This is a genomic window from Lacticaseibacillus paracasei subsp. paracasei (assembly GCF_000829035.1).
Classification (GTDB): Bacteria; Bacillota; Bacilli; order Lactobacillales; family Lactobacillaceae; genus Lacticaseibacillus; species Lacticaseibacillus paracasei.
This window is the reverse complement of the sequence record NZ_AP012541.1, coordinates 536,258-554,519: the sequence shown is the minus strand read 5'-3', so window position 1 is coordinate 554,519 and position 18,262 is coordinate 536,258. Positions and strand designations below refer to the sequence as shown.

At 45.0% G+C, this 18,262-nt stretch carries 14 protein-coding genes, 3 pseudogenes and 1 other annotated feature; of the genes and pseudogenes, 11 read left to right on the top strand and 6 right to left on the bottom strand.

Annotated elements, in window-relative coordinates:
- Positions 1-13 precede the first annotated feature (13 nt).
- The gene (locus LBPC_RS02690; protein WP_003662775.1) at positions 14-682 is read right to left on the bottom strand and encodes a WxL domain-containing protein; all 669 of its coding nucleotides are present in this window, start codon (positions 680-682) and stop codon (positions 14-16) included.
- A gap of 1,088 nt (positions 683-1,770) precedes the next feature.
- Here LBPC_RS02690 and brnQ point away from each other — a divergent pair.
- Positions 1,771-3,159, top strand: a complete 1,389-nt coding sequence (gene brnQ, locus LBPC_RS02680) for a branched-chain amino acid transport system II carrier protein (RefSeq protein WP_003662772.1) — start codon at positions 1,771-1,773, stop codon at positions 3,157-3,159.
- 272 nt (positions 3,160-3,431) lie between these two features.
- On the opposite strand, the gene LBPC_RS02675 is transcribed toward brnQ, so the two are convergent.
- Complete coding sequence (locus LBPC_RS02675; protein WP_003662771.1) at positions 3,432-4,343, bottom strand: hypothetical protein; 912 nt, start codon at positions 4,341-4,343, stop codon at positions 3,432-3,434.
- A gap of 414 nt (positions 4,344-4,757) precedes the next feature.
- Positions 4,758-5,002 (top strand) — a binding site (T-box leader).
- Positions 5,003-5,169: 167 nt separating this feature from the next.
- Between LBPC_RS02675 and LBPC_RS02670 the strand changes: the two genes are divergently transcribed.
- The 6 genes from LBPC_RS02670 to LBPC_RS02645 all read left to right on the top strand — a co-directional run bounded on the left by LBPC_RS02670 (position 5,170) and on the right by LBPC_RS02645 (position 11,099).
- On the top strand, positions 5,170-5,883 hold the full coding sequence (locus tag LBPC_RS02670; RefSeq protein WP_003597676.1) for an amino acid ABC transporter permease: 714 nt from the start codon (positions 5,170-5,172) through the stop codon (positions 5,881-5,883).
- A 31-nt stretch (positions 5,884-5,914) separates the two neighbouring features.
- The gene (locus LBPC_RS02665; RefSeq protein WP_003662770.1) at positions 5,915-6,727 is read left to right on the top strand and encodes a transporter substrate-binding domain-containing protein; all 813 of its coding nucleotides are present in this window, start codon (positions 5,915-5,917) and stop codon (positions 6,725-6,727) included.
- A 101-nt stretch (positions 6,728-6,828) separates the two neighbouring features.
- Entirely contained in the window at positions 6,829-7,965 is a 1,137-nt protein-coding gene (locus LBPC_RS02660) for a trans-sulfuration enzyme family protein (protein ID WP_003662769.1), read from the top strand.
- Positions 7,966-8,671: 706 nt separating this feature from the next.
- Positions 8,672-8,923, top strand: a complete 252-nt coding sequence (locus tag LBPC_RS02655; protein WP_002816285.1) for an IS3 family transposase — start codon at positions 8,672-8,674, stop codon at positions 8,921-8,923.
- 55 nt (positions 8,924-8,978) lie between these two features.
- Positions 8,979-9,818: an IS3 family transposase gene (locus LBPC_RS02650; RefSeq protein WP_263853050.1), complete on the top strand. Its 840-nt coding sequence runs from the start codon at positions 8,979-8,981 to the stop codon at positions 9,816-9,818.
- Between the two features lie 174 nt (positions 9,819-9,992).
- The gene (locus tag LBPC_RS02645; protein ID WP_003587178.1) at positions 9,993-11,099 is read left to right on the top strand and encodes an SLC13 family permease; all 1,107 of its coding nucleotides are present in this window, start codon (positions 9,993-9,995) and stop codon (positions 11,097-11,099) included.
- A 297-nt stretch (positions 11,100-11,396) separates the two neighbouring features.
- On the opposite strand, the pseudogene LBPC_RS16345 reads toward LBPC_RS02645, so the two are convergent.
- Positions 11,397-12,413: pseudogene (locus LBPC_RS16345) on the bottom strand (IS30 family transposase).
- 113 nt (positions 12,414-12,526) lie between these two features.
- Between LBPC_RS16345 and LBPC_RS17435 the strand changes: the two are divergent.
- From LBPC_RS17435 to LBPC_RS15145, 4 genes and pseudogenes are all read left to right on the top strand, one after another.
- A pseudogene (locus tag LBPC_RS17435) lies at positions 12,527-12,858 on the top strand (DUF1722 domain-containing protein).
- 93 nt (positions 12,859-12,951) lie between these two features.
- Positions 12,952-14,127: an IS256 family transposase gene (locus LBPC_RS02630; protein ID WP_001748085.1), complete on the top strand. Its 1,176-nt coding sequence runs from the start codon at positions 12,952-12,954 to the stop codon at positions 14,125-14,127.
- Between the two features lie 291 nt (positions 14,128-14,418).
- A complete protein-coding gene (locus LBPC_RS02625; RefSeq protein ID WP_003587174.1) occupies positions 14,419-14,811 on the top strand; it encodes a UPF0236 family transposase-like protein in 393 nt (130 codons plus the stop codon).
- Between the two features lie 49 nt (positions 14,812-14,860).
- A protein-coding gene (locus LBPC_RS15145) for an IS5 family transposase (RefSeq protein ID WP_144340477.1) occupies positions 14,861-15,648 on the top strand; the annotation gives its coding sequence in 2 pieces (ribosomal slippage) (positions 14,861-15,128 and positions 15,128-15,648; 789 coding nt in all).
- Positions 15,649-15,652: 4 nt separating this feature from the next.
- Here the strand turns inward: LBPC_RS15145 and LBPC_RS02615 are convergent.
- From LBPC_RS02615 to LBPC_RS02605, 3 genes and pseudogenes are all read right to left on the bottom strand, one after another.
- A pseudogene (locus tag LBPC_RS02615) lies at positions 15,653-15,892 on the bottom strand (hypothetical protein); the annotation flags it as partial.
- A gap of 277 nt (positions 15,893-16,169) precedes the next feature.
- Positions 16,170-16,727 (bottom strand): hypothetical protein, encoded by a 558-nt coding sequence (locus LBPC_RS02610; RefSeq protein ID WP_003567312.1) that lies wholly within the window; start codon positions 16,725-16,727, stop codon positions 16,170-16,172.
- Positions 16,728-16,927: 200 nt separating this feature from the next.
- Entirely contained in the window at positions 16,928-18,256 is a 1,329-nt protein-coding gene (locus LBPC_RS02605; protein WP_016388654.1) for a glycoside-pentoside-hexuronide (GPH):cation symporter, read from the bottom strand.
- Positions 18,257-18,262 lie beyond the last annotated feature (6 nt).

Sequence of the window (18,262 nt, the reverse complement as noted above, 5' to 3'; positions counted from 1 at the left end):
TAGGTGCCATAGATTACTTAGGTGCGTCGGCTAAAGTCCAGGTGATGGCCGCTTGGTATTGTCCTGCTGTTGGTGTCAAATTCTGTTTCAGTTTAAGGGTCGTGCCACCCGCATTTTTGATGACAGCAGTGTTTTTCCCCTGTCCCTGACCATCGTCTGTGCCAGTGGCAGCATTAGCTTTCCAGACAGACACTGCAGCGCCGCCAATGACTAATTCTGGAAGAGCGGCGCCTGGGTTAATCGCATTAAGGCTTACATTATCAGTCTTAATATCGGTCCCTTTAAGGATCATTGAACCCGCCAATGCCTTACCACCTGCATTTTTCATATCGCCAAGTTGCGCTGTCAGCTCCCAACCAACGTTCGTACCGCGGTTATCGGTGACGCTTAAATCACCGGTTGCATTACCGTCCTTGGGATCAGCGGCAGTTTTAACGGGACCAACTGGAACGGTATTATCAACAAGCGGTTGGCTAACCTCACCAGCAATTAACTTATCAATCTCAATAGTTCCAAAGTTTAGATCTGGCACTTGATCTAAGGTAATTGGTCCACCCTGAATGTTAACTTCAGCTACAGATGCTTTGTTAATATCAGCAGCGAAAACTTGGCCAGTTGGCAACAGGAGTCCAGCAATTGTTAATGCGGAAATTCCGGCTGCAATATAGTTAACTTTTTTCATCACTTTTTGCCTCCATATCGTTATTGAAATTCATTTATCTCTCTCTATGCTACTCATAATACAGGATTGAGCGAGAAGAATCAATGAATTAGAGCTGGCGCAGATCCCTTTAATATCGGGTTTTGTATATGACTTGGCTTCAATTTTCTCCTACTGATAGTATTATGGCATATAAATAGCTCTTTATGCACCACATTAGCACTTGTGATTTACTTAGTTATTTATATAGTGGTTGTTAGCGGTTTCACATTTTTGCTTTAATCACTCTGCGCTTTCCATTCAAGTCATATTTAAAATTAAAAAATCATTTTTCTTAAAAACTCGTTAACTGACCCAATAATGATCAATATAATTAACTCGATAGGCTTGCAGGTTTCAGCTAATATTGATTTATCAAATAAGTTTATTTATTCAATCAGCTTCAACATTGTGAAGAAAACTTCTTGTGCCATTTTTACGCAAATCGGACAAAAGCATTTTTTGATTAAATTTCAATTAGTTATTGACAAGAAAACAATCCATGCTAAACTGAAAATCAAATATAAATGCAACGCGAAAGACAAGTACCCGTGTCTGTGAATACAGCGAGCTTCGGTTGGTGTGAGGAAGCATTCATGATATGGCGAATATCCCTTTCAAGCAGGACACCGAACTTCAGTAACGTGTCATGGGGGCACCCATTACAGTGCTAGCATATCGTCATTGGACCGTATGCGATGAAGACCAAGGCGCAGCTGGCTTTGGTGAATTAAGGTGGTACCGCGCAAAGTCGCCCTTAGAAAAATCTAAGGGCGACTTTTTTGTGTGAGCATGAGTCAACCCGGTTAGAAATCGGAGTGTAAGCGGCCTTGGGCGTGATGGTCGGACTTTGACCATTGCGACCAAGGTCCTTACACGCAGGTTTCTGGGCTGACGAACGCGTTATAGCGGAGCGCGAGCAGAAGCGCTTCCTCAAGCTTGAATTTTCGCCTAGCAAACATGTAACTCAAACCATTGAAGGGTGTGATGCAATTGGAATCTGACATTAGCCACATTAGCTGCCAAATTAATGAATCAATGATACATCTAAAAACACTGGAGGAACTCAAATGGAATTATCTGAAAAGAAGCTCAAAACCCGCGATTATGTCGTCATTGTATCACTTTTGTTCGGTCTCTTCTTCGGCGCTGGCAATTTAATTTTTCCACTGCACCTCGGTCAACTCGCTGGTGCCAACTGGTTTCCAGCAATGCTTGGCTTCTTAGTCACAGCGGTTGCATTGCCGCTGCTCGGTGTGTTGGCGATTGCCGCTACGCATGCAGAAGGTGTGTATGATATTGGTCGTCCACTTGGCCGCTTTTTCGCTCTTGCTTTCATGGTTTTAATTCACGCTACCATTGGCCCGATGTTCGGTACACCGCGGACCGCAACCGTGTCCTTTACAACCGGCGTCTTGCCGATGCTGCCAAAAGAGTGGGCGCAGGTTGGTCTGCTGGTCTTCTCGGCCTTATTCTTTGCCGCCGCCTTTTTCCTATCCTACAAGGAACGCAAAATCACAACGGCTGTTGGCAAAATTCTCAATCCAGTTTTCCTTGTCTTGCTATTCTTCGTCTTCTTTATTGGTTTCTCCCATCCAATGGGAAATCCAGCAACCCAAACTGTCACAGCAGCTTATAAAAATGCTAGCTTCATGAATGGTTTCCTACAAGGGTACAACACGATGGATGCTTTGGCTGCCTTAGCCTTTGGCGTTACCGTGGTCACAGCAGTTCGCGGTCTCGGCTTAAAAAATGATGACGATGTGGCCAAGTCGACTGCAAAAGCCGGCGTGATGGCAACTAGCTGGATTGGTCTGATCTATGTTGCCTTAATCCTGCTCGGCAGCATGTCATTGGCTCACTTCAAACTTAGCCCTGAAGGTGGGACTGCTTTTAACCAAGTTGTAACCTATTACTTCGGTGCTGCTGGTCATGCGGTTCTGGCAACATTGTTGACGTTGACCTGTCTCACCACTGCAGTTGGCTTGGTTGCTGCGTTTGCGCAAGATTTCCACCGTCATTTTCCAAAGGTCAGTTATCGTGTCTGGTTGGCACTGACCAGTTTTCTATCCTTCTTAACGGCGAACTTTGGTTTGGAGCAAATCATCGCTTGGTCTGTCCCGATGCTGATGTTCCTCTATCCTTTCTCAATGGTATTGATTCTCCTTTCCGTTTTCGGCAAGGCATTCCATCATGATCCACTGGTGTATCGGTTCGTTGTCGGCTTCACCGCAGTCCCAGCCGTTCTCGACATGTTTGCTGCCTTTCCAGCCTTTGTCAGTCAAAGTGCGCTTGGTCTGGCATTGCACAGTTTCCAATTACATTTCCTGCCGTTTGCTGGCATGGGCCTTGGCTGGTTAGTTCCGGCTGGTGTTGGTCTGGCTGTCGGCCTCGTGGCGCACGCGGTCAAAGTTCGAAAAGCCGTTGCTGTCGCCAGATTAGGTGCCGAAGAAAATTAAAAGTGACCAAAACAATAGCCGATCAACCCAAAAGCCGGAAATGCCTGACAATCGCGCATACCGCTTGATCAGCTGTTATTTCTGAAAAGTCTATGCCTCTTCGTGTTTGTAACGAATACTGAAGAGATAGGCTTTTTTTACGGTCATCAAGTTTTGGGGCCATTCAAAAAACGTGTCAGTGCCATCAAAAAACGGGCTCCCCTCTGACTAAGAAGAACCCGTTGACAAATTTAGTCGCCTTTCATTCACCATCACGGAACTATTTAAGTAAGTTAATCTGGGAAAACAAGATGTGTCAACAACACTTGATCGATCAAGTTGATCATCTTGCCAAAAACCTGATTGAACGGCGACAGGCTATCTAGTTGAAGGGACTTCCCAAAAACAGGCGAAGAAAACGTCTTGCTGAGTTCCCTTTTCGTTGCGATAAATGTCGATTGCACAACGTCAAAATTCGGCTGCGGCATCCCCAGCACTAAATTTTGAATCAGATTTGTTGGGCATTGCTGTCGCATCTGAACAGTCTCAATCAACGCCTGCCAAATAATCTCAAAAGCATTCTGCGGCTGCTTATGGGCTGAACCGATAAAAGAAGTCACACTCTCCGGGACCACAGATATTGTGCGGCCTGATTTCACATTATCATGTGTTGCCGCTTGCGCTGCAGCAACAATTGCCTGTTCATCCCGCTCTTTACTCGTCGGTGCTTTAGACGAGCTTGCTTCTGTCGCATTAACTTCTTGTGCCGTTTTAATCATTGGTTCAGAAACTGACGGGTGTGCATCACGATCATCTTGCTGCGCGGTTGCTGACGATGTAACATTCCCGTTTGTGACAGGTGCTTGACTGCCCACAGTTTCCGCACCTGTGTCCGATGTTGCTGCCCCATTTTGCTGACTCGATGAAACCGATGAACTATCCGCACTGCTGGTATTGCCCGCCTTTTGATCATCATCGCTTGAAACCGTGACAATTGGTACTTCAACCTTGTTGTCAGCAAGCGGTGGTACGATCGCTGATTTTGATGCTCCATGATCCGGCGCAGAATCAGTGTCGCATTTCGATGTCGCTGATTGAATCACAATCGGCACTGTTGCTGCGGAAGCTGATGCCTGATTAGCAATCACCGCTGATACACCCAAGCCAAGCATGGCAGCTAACCCGTAAACCCATGCTTTTTTCATATTGCCCTCCTTGAAGCCTTAAAGCGTTTCAATTATTCACTCTGCGTTAAATATACCGCACTTATTTTGGAAAGTCACTGGACTTTAGGCGGAGAGCGTAAGCAGGCGCGGTTAGAAACCGGAGCATAAGTGGCCTCAAGTGCGATGACCGTACTTTGTCATTGTGCTTGAGGTCCTTATGTGCAGGTTTCTGCGCCTGTGCACGCGTTTAAAAGAGCGTAAGCAGCCGCGGTTAGAAACCGGAGCATAAGTGGCCTCAAGTGCGATGACCGTACTTTATCATTGTGCTTGAGGTCCTTATGTGCAGGTTTCTGCGCCTGTGCACGCGTTTAAAAGAGCGTAAACAGCCGCGGTTAGAAACCTTCTACACTCACTATTGACAACAATCGTTTTTTAGCCTAATGTGATGTCAATATCACACAGACGAAAAGATGAGTAACCAGTCGAAGGTCCGCAGCGAGTTGTCATTTGGTGAAAGACAATGATCGGGCACTGGCGAAGATGGTCTTTTGAAGCATTCAGTTGCGAACACATCTTGCAAGCAACTGACGGGCACTCCCGTTACTGAGTCAGGGTATAACGCAAACTTGCGAAGTACTTAGAGAGAATCGATTTCGATCGGTTAATCAAGGTGGTAACGCGGAAAATCCGTCCTTGTCTATTGTCACAATAGACTTGGGCGGATTTTTTTGTAGAGCGATCACAGGCACGTTTATGGGCAGGTTTCTACGCCTGTGATCGCATTTCTGAGCACGATCAGGGACGCGCGCAACCCACTTCAATCAACCTATCACGCCTGTGTGAGTCGATTCAAGGAGGAAAAAGTATGTGGAAAATTGTTGCCGATGCCGTTCCACAAATGGCGGCGGCGGGAATCAAATACACGATCCCTATCGCGCTAGTTTCATTCGCGATTGGCCTCATCATTGCATTGATCACGGCACTGACGCGCATCTCGGTACGAAAAGGCTTTTGGATCACCTTTGCAAAAGGCTTCGCTTCATTTTATGTTTGGCTTTTCCGTTCAACCCCGTTGCTGGTGCAGTTGTTCATTGTCTTCTTTGGGCTACCAAGTCTGATCATTCCGGGCATTTTTCCTCACGGTATCAAACTCGATCCAGTGGTTGCCGGTATCATCACCTTTTCGTTGAACACGGGGGCTTATTGTGCTGAAACAATTCGAGCGGCGCTGCTGTCGATTGATCACGGTCAATGGGAGGCTGCCTACTCAGTCGGCTTGCCGCGGCGCTTGGTTCTGCGTGAAATTATCATTCCGCAAGCACTACGCACGGCCGTCCCGCCACTATCAAACAGTTTTATCAGTCTCGTCAAGGACACCTCACTGGCGGCTTCGATCACTATCGTCGAAATGTTTCAGGTGAGTCAGCAGATCGCTGCTGAGAACTATCAGCCATTATTGATGTATTCACTGGTCGCTTTGCTTTATGCCGTTGTCTGCACCGTCTTAACTTGGGGACAGCGCTATCTTGAAAAAGTCACGTCACGCTATACCAGCAATGTGCAGACAACGCAGCTGTAACTAAAAACACCATTATGGAAGGAAGATTCTAATGTTAAAGAAAAAGTTGTGGGTCTTATTACCAATTGTTGCCCTTTCCGCGTTCGTTTTGGCAGCTTGCTCTAGCAGTAAAGCTGACAGCAGTAAAACAAGCACGGTCACGAGCGAACTTATCAATAAAAATGAGTTGACCATCGGCCTCGAAGGCACTTATGCGCCCTTCTCTTATCGCAAAGATGGCAAGCTGCAAGGCTTCGAAGTCGATCTTGGCAAGGCTCTAGCCAAGAAAGTCGGCGTCAAAGCCAAGTTTGTTCCTACCCAATGGGATTCCCTGATCGCTGGCCTTGGAAGTCAAAAGTTCGACCTCGTGCTCAATAACATCAGTGAAACACCCCAGCGTAAGATAGTTTACAACTTCACCACACCGTACATGTACTCCCGATATGCTTTGATCACTCGCAGCGATGAAACCCCGATTAAGGGTTTGAACGACATCAAAGGCAAGACTTTTGTTGAAGGCACTGGCACCCCAAATGCTGCCCTAGCTAAAAAATACGGTGCCAACATTACACCTTCTGGCGACTTCACTGTTTCGCTCAATCTGGTTAAGGAAAATCGCGCAGATGGCACCATCAACGCCACCGCCGCCTGGTATGCCTACGCTAAGAGCAATTCCACAACCGGTTTAAAGAGCCAGACACTTAAAGATAGCGATGTGAAGCCTGACGAAGTGGCTGGAATGATCAGTAAGAAATCGCCTAACTTGCAGAAAGCCTTATCCAAAGGCATTCAGGAACTTAGAAGCGATGGCACTTTAAAGAAATTGTCTGAGAAATACTTTGGCGCTGATTTAACCACTAAATAATCGCTTTGCGTTACCTATTAACTATTGGCTAAAAGTCGCGACTATATGTAGGCCGTGACGCGACATAAGTTGTCAACCAATCATATGAGGAGGTCGGGCATATGACCCAATTCAATACCAAACTAGTTCATGGTCCACAATTGCAAACAGATAAAGCTGGTGCAATCGTACCGCCAGTTTATCAAAGCGCCATGTACCGCTTTGCGCCTGATGGTGGCACTAGCGATTGGGACTATGCCCGCAGCAGCAATCCAACCCGCGACTATCTTGAACGTCAAATCGCTACTCTCGAGAATGGCGATGCAGGGTTTGCCTTTTCCAGCGGGGTTGCAGCGATTGCGACGGTTCTCGCGATTTTCCCGGATGGCAGCCACTTTATTATCGGTGATTCACTATACAGCGGAACAGATCGGTTGCTCAATCAGTATTTTGCTCAACATGGCCTGACCTTCACACCGGTTGACCCGCGCGATCTAACGGCAGTTGAAGCAGCCGTTCGGCCTGAGACCAAAGCGATTTTCTTCGAGACGTTCTCCAATCCATTGCTCAAAGTCAGCAGCGTTAAAGCTATTAGCGCTCTTGCCAAAGCCCACAACCTGCTCACGATTGTCGATAACACGTTCCTCACCCCTTATTATCAACGGCCACTTGATCTCGGTGCCGACATCGTCCTGCATAGCGCCACGAAATACATCGGCGGCCACGGCGACCTCATCGCTGGCTTAGTGGTCTCAGCCAGTCCGGAAATCAGTGAAAAGATTGGCTTCTTGCAAAATACCATCGGCGCGATTCTTGCACCGCTCGACTGTAGTCTTGTCTGTCGCGGCATCGCCACGCTCGCTGTCCGGCTGGATCGCGAAACCAGCAATGCCCAGGCGGTTGCTGAATTTCTTGAACAACATCCCGACGTCGCGCATGTTTATTACCCCGGTCTCAAAAGCGACCCCGGCTATGCCTTAGCCCAACAAGAAACCACCGGTGCCAGCGGCCTCCTATCCATCAAACTGGCCGACAACATTGACCCCATCAAGTTCGTCAACAGCACCAAGGTCTTCGACTTCGCCGACTCCCTCGGCACCGTCTCCAGTTTAGTCAAATTACCATGGTTCAAACTGCCCGAAGAAAAACGGTCCACCTCAGGCCTGACACCGCAACATGTCCGAATTGCGATTGGGTTGGAAGATCAGCAGGATTTGATTGATGATCTGGCGCAGGCATTGACGGCTGCGGAGAAATAATGAGACACCAAAAAATCGTTGCAAGCATCATCGCTGCAACGATTTTTTGTGTCAGGACGTTCTTTAAAGAATGCCTCCACCGGGCATAACTGATAGCTATGTATCAACATTTGAGGTATCCTTGTCCCCTTTTTGTCCCCTTTGACTGACAAATCTAGAAGCATCCAGAAGCAAGTTATTAAATCGTGTTTCAACGGCCTTGCTGTGGCTGATAATTTAGCGCACAAAAGCAATCAAAACGCAAACCCCATCCATATAGGATGGGGCGGAGTTGGCAAGGAATTGCTTTTATCTGGAAGACCCGCCGAGGGGGGCAGGTTCCTAACAGTATGCAGTCCGTATGCGCGATTATTCTTGGGGTGGGTAGCAGCTTAGCTTGCCAACTCCTAAGGAGCTTTTTACTCCTAGCTATTGGAGTTTTGCTCCTTCACCGTCAGTATCGCATGGCTATGCTGGGTATGCAAACAATTTGCTCATAGTAAGTTACCTAATCCGGCATATGTAAACCTTTTGCCTTTTTGAGTCGATTCTGTCAACTCTGTGCACAAAAATAAGCCTCCCTGAGCAAGGGAGGCAGAACGACAAGGTATTACAGGCTGACTAAAATATTTAGTTGCTTACGTATTGGATGTAAGCTGATTCCTGAGACAACTTTTAAGAGAGGGTATAATGAATAAATCATCTCTCAAAAGGAAGGAATTTTTACATGCCAACTCGTTACGACAAAGAATTCAAACAAAACATTATCAACCTATATAAGCAAGGCGAATCAGCTGCCCAACTGGCCAGAGAATATGGCATTGGCTATTCAACAGTTCATAAATGGATCCAGGGCCAGGCCAAAACTCAATCCGGTAAATCGCCAGACGAAATCAAAGCGATGGAAAAGCGACTGGCTTCGCTGTCCGAGGAGAACGAAATCCTAAAAAAAGCCCTGGGCTTCCTTGCGCAGAAGTAACCAATATCTTTGATTACATTCACCAAGAAAGCCATCACCACCAGGTAACCAAGATGTGCCGAATCCTCGGTGTTTCCAGAGCTCAGTATTATCGTTATCGATCCCCAAACCTTCAAAACGCCGGGCCGAAGATGCGGACTTGAAACAACGGATTCTGCGGATCTTTGCGGAATTTAAGCAGCGATACGGTGTTATGAAGATCCACCATGAATTGAATCTGGAACTTCAACCACTGCAGCTTCGGTGCAGTCCACGACGGATTTCCCGGCTCATGAAGGAACTGGATATCCACTCCGTTACCGTCAATAAGTGGAAAGCGGCTTCGGCTTCCAAAACCAAGGTTGAACAGCGTCCCAACTTGCTTAAGCAGGATTTCTCGACCACTGGTTTAAATCAAAAATGGACCGCTGATATGACCTATATTCAAACGAAGCGTAATCGCTGGTGTTACTTATCAACCATCATGGACCTGCACTCACGACGGATTATCGGCTATTCGTTCTCAAAAAAGATGGATACTGATTTAGTCTTAAAGACCCTTGAAAGCGCGGTTAAAAATCGAACCATTACTGGGGACCTGATTATCCATACGGATTTAGGATCACAGTATACCAGCGATGATTACAATCAACGTTTAACTGAACTACATATCCGCCACTCATACAGCCGTAAGGGTTGTCCGTATGATAATGCGCCAATGGAATCCTTTCACGCTTCCCTCAAAAAGGAATGTGTTTATCCAGTGCCGGTCTTTGAAGATTATGAAACTGCCGCTGCCGTCCTTTTTGAATATGTGCACGCTTTCTACAATAGGAAGAGAATTCATAGTTCACTGGGCTACCAGACCCCCTTACAAGTTGAAATTGCAACACTTACGAGCCAAATGGCCGCCTGACTTAATGCTTTCCAGGGTTCAAATAAGTTATTAATCGCAATTAATGATTTATTTGAGCTGTGGAAGGTAAACGCGGTTCTGAATGTCTCTTAAAATCTGTCTCAAATATTGACTTCAATCCAAAATATTTTACACAAACTGATACTACAAGATGAGGAAAAAGGAGAGCGCCTAATGGGTACCGTTTTTCGCCGTACCATCAGCGACAAAATTTTTATTACTGCTTTAGTTTGCGCAGGACTGAGTTTTTTGATTGGGACGCCACAATTTACCGATATTAACTGGAACACGATTGGAACGCTCTTATCACTTATGATTGGAGTTCAGTTATTACGAACCATGCATATTTTAGATGCATTAAGTGACTGGCTTTTAGTCAAATCACAACATACTCGACAGATGACGCAATTTTTTATTTTACTGGCATTCGGTGGATCAATGATTTTGACCAATGACATTGCTATTCTAACTTTAGTTCCCACTTTTATGACATTAAATCGTCATCAGAAGGGAGCAATTGCTTACCCATTGACTCTAATCGTGATGGCGGCAAATCTTGGAAGTTCATTTACACCTATTGGGAATCCTCAAAATTTGTTCCTTGTGACATCTTATCACATTGATATATTAACCTTTTTCAAATTATCGGCTCCTCTGATGATTGCCAGTCTGATTCTTCTGGTAGCGTTAAGCTTGTGGGTACCACGAAAGTCCTTAACGATGGTTCCCGCAAAATCAACTACCATTCATGTTAGTCAAATTGGTATTGCAACTTCCCTGATTGGGTTTATTATGCTCGGAATTTTTAACTTGATACCAATTTCATTAGTTATTATTGTTACTATTATTGTTGGTTTGAGAATTGATTGGCACGTCTTTCAACATGTTGATTACGCTTTGCTCTTAACATTCGTCTGCTTTTTCCTTTTTGTTAGTGCTATTAGTCACAACTCCTATATTACTCTCTGGTTAAATCAGCTAATGCAAACACCGCAGAGCGTTTATATTGCTAGCCTAATGACTAGCCAAGCGATTAGTAACGTTCCAGCCGCTATCTTACTGGCCAATTTTACAAAGTACTTACCAGCCTTATTCCTAGGTGTTAACATAGGTGGATTGGGATCAATTGTGGCCTCCCTTGCAAATTTGCTTGCAGTAAAACAATTATTGCTGTTTAGCGAAGAACAGTCATTGTGGCATTTCCTTAAAGTGTTCACTGTGTTAAATCTGATTGGTTTATTAATTTTGGGTGTTTTTGGATGGCTTTACTTGTTAATGTGAGCACGGTAGCCACCATAAACAATTAAAGTTTCTTGAAAGGTGCTCTTTCAATCTGAAGTTGAAGTCTCTTAACCAAGCAAACTAGACACAAAACTCATGAAGGTCCATTCACGAGTTTAGCGTAAGCTTTTCAATCTACTTCAGTAGAACGCTCTGATGCTTTACGTATAATGACATAAAATGGAGGTAAAATATGAATTGGCAAAAAGTTTGGGCAGTCAACAAATATTGGGTAATGCCTCAATTTTCAAGTCAAGTGCAACGATGATAACGAATTCTTGATAGTGGTCTAGGCTGTTACGCCATGCATCGGTAGTAATCGCATGGGCGAAGATAGTTCAGAATACGTCTGGGACGATGGTTCAGTGCGGATTGGACTGCTTGAATTTCAACCAGGGTAACTGCTCTGAGAGACTTCCCTTTCGGGAAGAATTCCCTAAGCAGTCCATTGGCGTTCTCGTTTGTGCCACGCTCCCAAGGCGAGTACGGATGTGCGAAGTAAATCTGGGTTCCAACAATCTCTGATAACTTGGCAAACTCGGAACCATTGTCAAAAGTGATACTCTCAAATTCCTTGGCCCCGTAGTCGTCGATCGTGTCCTGCAAGGCTTTAAGGCAGGTGCCCGCATGATAGTCAGGAATCTTGACGATGATCTCAGTCCGGCTGTACCGTTCTGTGAGCGTCATTAATGCTGGCTCATCGGCTAAGCGAATACCTTTGACCAAGTCGCCTTCCCATTGTCCCACGCCTGTGCGGTCATTCACGGCCGCAGGACGCAACTCGATTGAGTCGCCGTATATCTTCTTATTCTTGCGCTTGTGGGCGTTCTTATAGCCTTTGATGCGGCGTCGGAGCTTCTTGGGAAGTGTCATGTTGTCTAGCTCAAGCAGCCCGGCGTCGATGTAGCGATACACAGTTGTCGTTGAAGGGCAAGCCTTGCCCTGGTCGCGATAGAAGTGTACGAAGCTATCAACGCTGTGTACGCGCGGCTTACGAGTAAGCTCCCTGGCGAGAGCCTTGAAGAACGCACGGCCGGTCTTAAGAAAGGCGTAGTGACCGGTTCTATCGCGTTTACGGTCGTGCATGGCTTGGGCAGTTTCCGCAAGATAGACTTGATGCGAGTGACGCTTCGAGTCGAGCTGAGTTACAGATCAACGCGTGATTTCTCGTGAGATTGTCGCTTTACTGCGATGAAGCTTCTGTGCAATCACGGTCGCGGTGTCACCAGCAGCCTGAAGGGCCTGAATTGTAACACGGTCGCTAAAACTGAGTTGTTGGTAATGCTTGTGGGTGTTAATCTGAGAGTGGGTCATGAAGATTCCTGCTTTCTTGTTTAGCTAGCACTAACAAGAATAGGTCTTCATGGCCTTTATGGTCTAGTCGTCAGGGTGTTGCACTTGAATTGTAAACTGGGGAATATTGGGTAATGTCTAAATCACAGCAACAATATGATTACATTCGTTTACTGGCGAAGAATAATCAATGGACGCCACAAAAGACACAAGAACTAGGGAACATCATTGACTCACTTGAATCGGTTTCGCCAACAAAACAAACATTAACAACAACGTATCAACATATTTGGGGATATTTCAAAAAAAATGTACCGATGAAGAGTTACATCAGTATTTAAGATTATTAGATAATTTGCAACCGAACAATGATAAACTAGGACCTTTTTTGGCCCAATTAACTAACAAGTACCAAATTGATTACCTTCAAAAGTCTAGAATTGAGAGCGTAAAATATCTTGTGTAAATGCATAAAAGATTTCTGAATTGTATAGAAATAGGGAATGCCTTCCCTTATGATATTTAGTAACCACAGAAAACATCACAGGAGGCATTCCCCATGAATGAACTTACCACAGAAATTATCGCTGCACTAGCCCAAAAGCAAGATTTGGACGAAGTTTTTCGTCACCACCTCGAAATTGCGATTAACCAGCTGCTTCAAACCGAATTGGCAGAGTTTTTGGGTTACGAACGCTACTCATACGCTGGGATTAACACTGGTAATAACCGCAACGGCAGTTATGAGCGCTCGTTTGATACGAAGTACGGCCAACTTAACTTAACCATTCCTCGAGATCGCAATGGCCGGTTTGAAAATCATACCTTGCCAGCCTACGGTCGGCACAGTGATAATTTAGAAACAACGGTCATTCAGTTGTATACCAAGGGAATTACCACTGCTGAAATTGCCGAACTCATTGAGAAAATGTACGGTGCTCACTACTCCAAAGCCACGGTTTCCAACATGACTAAAGCCGTCAATGAACAGGTTCAAGCTTTCCAGCAACGTCGACTGGCTTCACAATATGCGGCCATCTTCTTAGATGCCACTTACTTGCCGTTAAAGCGGGATACCGTTCAAAAAGAAGCCGTTCATATTGCAATTGGCATTCGTCCAGATGGTACGAAAGAAGTGCTGAACTACCAAGTGGCGCCAACGGAATCGACTGGAATCTGGACTGAACTGCTGGGAACCTTGATCAAGCAGGGCGTTAAAGATGTGCTGTTGTTTGTGGCCGATGGGTTAGTTGGTTTGGATGAAGGCTTGAATCGGCATTTCCCTAAAGCCAAACGACAACGTTGCCTGGTTCATGTTGGGCGGAATCTGATGAACAAAGTTCGCGTAAAAGACCGCAAGGCCGTGATCAGTGACTTTAAACAAGTTCATCGGGCCGCCAACCGTGAAGCAGCCGAACTGAAACTGAATGAGTTCGCCAACAACTGGCATCAGACCTATCCCAAATTAATCAAAGATCTGCTTAAAATGCCGAATTTACTCACTTTCATGGACTTTCCACCAGCTATCCGGCAATCACTATACTCCACTAACCTGATTGAGAACTTTAATAAGCATCTCAAGCGCACCACCCACCACAAAGAACAATTTCCAACGGAAGATTCACTGGATCGCTTCCTGGTTTCTCAGTTTAATGTTTATAACGAGAAGTCTCTGAAGCGGATCCACCGAGGGTTCCAAGGACTCCAGGACACCTTGGAAGCATCATTTATTTAAGTTAGATACATATTATATGTACGAAGGCATTTCATTTACACAAACTTCTTGACACTCCCCTAGAATTATAATTGAGCTTAACGAAAGAAAAGACTAGTCTGTTTTTACAAAGTAAATTTTAAATTCTCCCAAAATTACAGACTCATTATATAATACAGGACAACAGATGAAATTTAAGGCTTAGCGTAAAGTTTAAGTGGGTAAATTATCAGAAACAAAAAGGGAGCGATCCCTACTCATGCTAGAATGTTAATGACAAATCAACCAGCTAGCAATTAGGAGGAATCACTCTTGAACTCTATCTTACAACAAATCATCACAGAAATGATGACATCATTTGGAAACTCTGCCTTTGATTTACTGACAGGAAAGTTAGACTTTGCCAATCTAGTCATCGAAACTCAAAAAAGTTTTGGAAAGACTCTTTGTCAATTACTTGGTGTCATGCTGGAACAACAAGATCAGGTTTTGGCGGATTCTTCCTACCGGAAGCAGTTTTTTAAAATCAAGGATATGCGTGAACGCCATGTCGATACCAGCATTGGCACTGTATCTTTTCGCCGTCGGTACTATGAAGATGTTCGTACCAATGAACGCATCTTTTTGCTTGATGAGCAGATCGGCCTTGAAAAAAGTAGTCGGCTCGGTCTCGACCTCAAGGCCAAGTTATTAGAACCTGTCTAGTATCTGCTGAATCTGGTAGAATTGTGGAAAACCGACTGAGGAGTTTGTCATGCCAGATTATCCAAGCAATATTTCTCGAGCGCAATTTGCGTTAATACAACCTGATTTAGAAAACTTCCGTAAGCATACAAGACCGCGTCGTTATGATCTTTATGACGTATTCAATGCCATCCTTTACTCGCTTACTACAGGGTGTCAATGGCGTGAATTACCGCACGATTTCCCGGAATGGCATACCGTCTACCGCTATTACGATATGTGGCGAGATAAACCAGACCCGACAGCTAATTCGCTATTAGAAAGGCTTTTAAAAAAACTGTCGCTTCCTATCGTTTTGCACAGGGCCGATCGGCCCGAACGTCGTTTGTGATTGTTGATGCTCAAAGTGTTAAAACCACTGATTTAACGAAAAATAGTGGCTACGATGGCGGCAAAAAGATTTCAGGGATTAAGCGTCATATGGCGGTTGATATTAATCGTTTACCACAAGCCATTCTCGTGACACGAGCTAATGTATCAGATCGTTCAGGTGCATTAGCTATGCTTAGTTTGGCTAGCCAAAATTTAGAGCTGGTTCAGCATGTCATGGTTGATGGTGGCTACACTGGCAATGACTTTGCGGATCAGGTGAAGCTCATTTTGAATGCTAAGACGACGGTAGCTAGACGCAACGAGTTGCATATGTTCACGGTGTTACCGCAACGATGGATCGTTGAACGTTCATGGAGTTGGCTAGACAAATGTCGGCGACTTTGGAAAAACTGTGAACGTGCCCTTAACAGCAGTCTTCAAATGGTTGTATTGGCCTTCCTGAAGATAGTTCTTAAAAGATACTAGACAGGTTCTCAGAACTGCTCATTGCTGCACTTGTCTGTTTCTTGTCAGACTCAATTGTGTCTTGGCTAATTGCCGCTTGTCCGCTCGCATCGTTCTGGTGTGAGGATGGATCGGATTTTGGCGCCGCACGGTCATGTTCGGTGATGTTTGTCTCACCGTTGTCGGCTACAGGGACAACGGCGCTTCCGACCTGGGTCAGCATCAACATCGCCAACATGACGATATGGATCAACTTCTTAGGCATCTGTGCGCCTCCTTCCATTGTTTCCGGCGTCTCTCTTCTTCCAACACCAGCTTAACAAGTTGACCCCGCGCAAAGGAATGATAATGTTCGTTATTTAACAATATATTTTTAACGGTGCATACTTATTGACATTATAGGTATTAATCTGTACATATAATGTAAAAAGCTCTATTTATAGGTAAATAAGGTCTTCAAACCCAAAAATAGCCTTGAAACAGCAGGCGTATTGCCAGTAAGTTTCAAGACTACTTATAGGTTATTTATTCAACTAATTAGTTTAAGCTTTGATGATTTTTCCAACTGCAATTGGTAAAGTAACGTGGGCATCGTAGTTCATGACAGTTCCTTGAACAGTAGCCGGTAGCTTCAAGGTATCCGGCACACCATGAATATAAATGACCCTTTTATCAAGCTGCAAATCGTCACTGCCAAAAGCGGCTTTAAACGCTGTCTGCAATTCCTTTAGATCAACGAGTTTGTCATAAGCATAGTGACCTTCTGCATCAGCCACTGGGTAACTGTCATTTGGCACATGCATCTTGGCCGGTTCAGCGTCAAATGGCACCATCGTTGTACCGGAAACCGGTTCTGTTTCTGGCAGATCAACGAAACCGTCACCATTAGCATCTTGTGCCGCTGTGGCGATTTCTGCTGGCTTACCATCCGGGAATCCGTGGAAATGTTCCCAATGCTGCACATTAGCAGGTGTATCAAACATATCGATATGAATCTTCATTTGCGCACCATCAATCGTGAACGTCGCGGCACCGTGCGGCGCGGTGCCAATCTTCTCAGCGTTCAATGGCACGATTTCTGCTGTATACTTTTCAGCCATGCAAACCACTCCTTTTAGATTTAGACTCAGTTTCAGTATAGTGCTAACTGGAACGACTCACAATCTATTGCATTTCAAAAGTGAGGTTGCAAGATTATTTGGCCAATTGCAATAACCGTTGGCGCAAAAAGGTAATAATATCACACCGCACCGGTGTTAGTTAGCAAATCAAAAACTATTATTTAGAATATAATTCGGACTTATTTTCTTGCTTCTATTGCTCGTTCAATCCGCCCCTCATCATAAAGCCGCAATACAAAATACATCCCCACATAAATAACCAACGGAATCCAAACATAATTCAAATTAATCATGGTGAGAGTTGCGGCATTCTGGGTTCGATTGGCAACGTAACCCGAAAAGTGAAACAAACCAGCTGTAATCAAGCCGCCAACACCAAGGCCGACGTTAACGCCAAAGTCATCCGTTGAAGCCAGAATTCCCTCGGCTTGGATCCCCATGCTGGCACCATAACGGATTGTGTCAGCAATCATGATTGAGACGAGGCCGATAATGATCCCATTGCCAATCGAGTTAATCAAGACACCGCCAAACAAGAACCACAGTATTTTGGTATAAACCCCAACCGCAATCACGGCTTGACCAACCAGCGCCATTAGAATACCGCGAAGCATCGTTTGCTTCTTACTGCGAACCTCGGTAATTCGAATGATCAGCAATACCCCGATTAACGCTGCCAGGGTAAAACTGTTAGCTAGTGGTACCAGGTTTTCGTTTCCCACCGTATATTTAAAATAGTAAATGGTTGTCTGATTCTTAATTGCCGTCACCAGCCAGTACATGAGAATCACGATTGACATAACGATCCATGGCTGATTATGTTTCAACATTTTTAGGACAGTTGTTAACGGTTGATGGGCAATTTCAGGATTCGCGAACCGTTCGCGAACATGGACAAACGTGTTGATAATCAAAAGAAATGAAATCAGGCTAAACACGAAGATTGTACCCAAGAACCCTTTTTGCTGATTACCGTGGCCGAAGAACGCAACCAAGGGTAATGTGAATACAGCCACCACAATTTGAACCGAACTGCCAAAGAATTGACGAATGACACCCAACAACGTCAACTCACGAGTATTCTGCGACATCGTTGGTAAGATTGACGTGATTGGCAGATTAACAGCCGTATACAGAAATCCAAGGCCTAAATACGTCACATATGCCCAGATTAATTTACCATTATACGAAAAGTTAGGCGTCACAAAGGTGAGAACCGCAAAAATAACGTAAGGTAACGAATACCAGAGGAAGAACGGTCGGCTCTTGCCAAACCGTGAATGTGTGTGATCAATCATGATCCCGATGACAAAACTTTCAACAACGTCAGCTACCCGCGCCACGACAAATAAAATGGCCACCGCGCTTGGTGTCAGTCCATAAACATCCGTGTAAAAGAATAGCAAATAGGTCGTCATCATTTGAAAGACTAAATTATCGGCGGCATCACTTAAGCCGTAACTAATTCGTTCGGGCCACCGTGTTACCCATTTCGTCGTGCTTTTCATCCCATC

Excerpts from the sequence above, each read along its gene's own strand:
- LBPC_RS02610 (WP_003567312.1), bottom strand. The coding sequence starts at position 16,727 with ATGGCTGAAAAGTATACAGCAGAAATCGTGCCATTGAACGCTGAGAAG.
- LBPC_RS02605 (WP_016388654.1), bottom strand. The coding sequence starts at position 18,256 with ATGAAAAGCACGACGAAATGGGTAACACGGTGGCCCGAACGAATTAGT.
- LBPC_RS02630 (WP_001748085.1), top strand. The coding sequence starts at position 12,952 with ATGAATGAACTTACCACAGAAATTATCGCTGCACTAGCCCAAAAGCAA.
- LBPC_RS02665 (WP_003662770.1), top strand. The coding sequence starts at position 5,915 with ATGTTAAAGAAAAAGTTGTGGGTCTTATTACCAATTGTTGCCCTTTCC.
- brnQ (WP_003662772.1), top strand. The coding sequence starts at position 1,771 with ATGGAATTATCTGAAAAGAAGCTCAAAACCCGCGATTATGTCGTCATT.
- LBPC_RS02660 (WP_003662769.1), top strand. The coding sequence starts at position 6,829 with ATGACCCAATTCAATACCAAACTAGTTCATGGTCCACAATTGCAAACA.
- LBPC_RS02645 (WP_003587178.1), top strand. The coding sequence starts at position 9,993 with ATGGGTACCGTTTTTCGCCGTACCATCAGCGACAAAATTTTTATTACT.
- LBPC_RS02675 (WP_003662771.1), bottom strand. The coding sequence starts at position 4,343 with ATGAAAAAAGCATGGGTTTACGGGTTAGCTGCCATGCTTGGCTTGGGT.
- LBPC_RS02655 (WP_002816285.1), top strand. The coding sequence starts at position 8,672 with ATGCCAACTCGTTACGACAAAGAATTCAAACAAAACATTATCAACCTA.
- LBPC_RS02690 (WP_003662775.1), bottom strand. The coding sequence starts at position 682 with ATGAAAAAAGTTAACTATATTGCAGCCGGAATTTCCGCATTAACAATT.
- LBPC_RS02670 (WP_003597676.1), top strand. The coding sequence starts at position 5,170 with ATGTGGAAAATTGTTGCCGATGCCGTTCCACAAATGGCGGCGGCGGGA.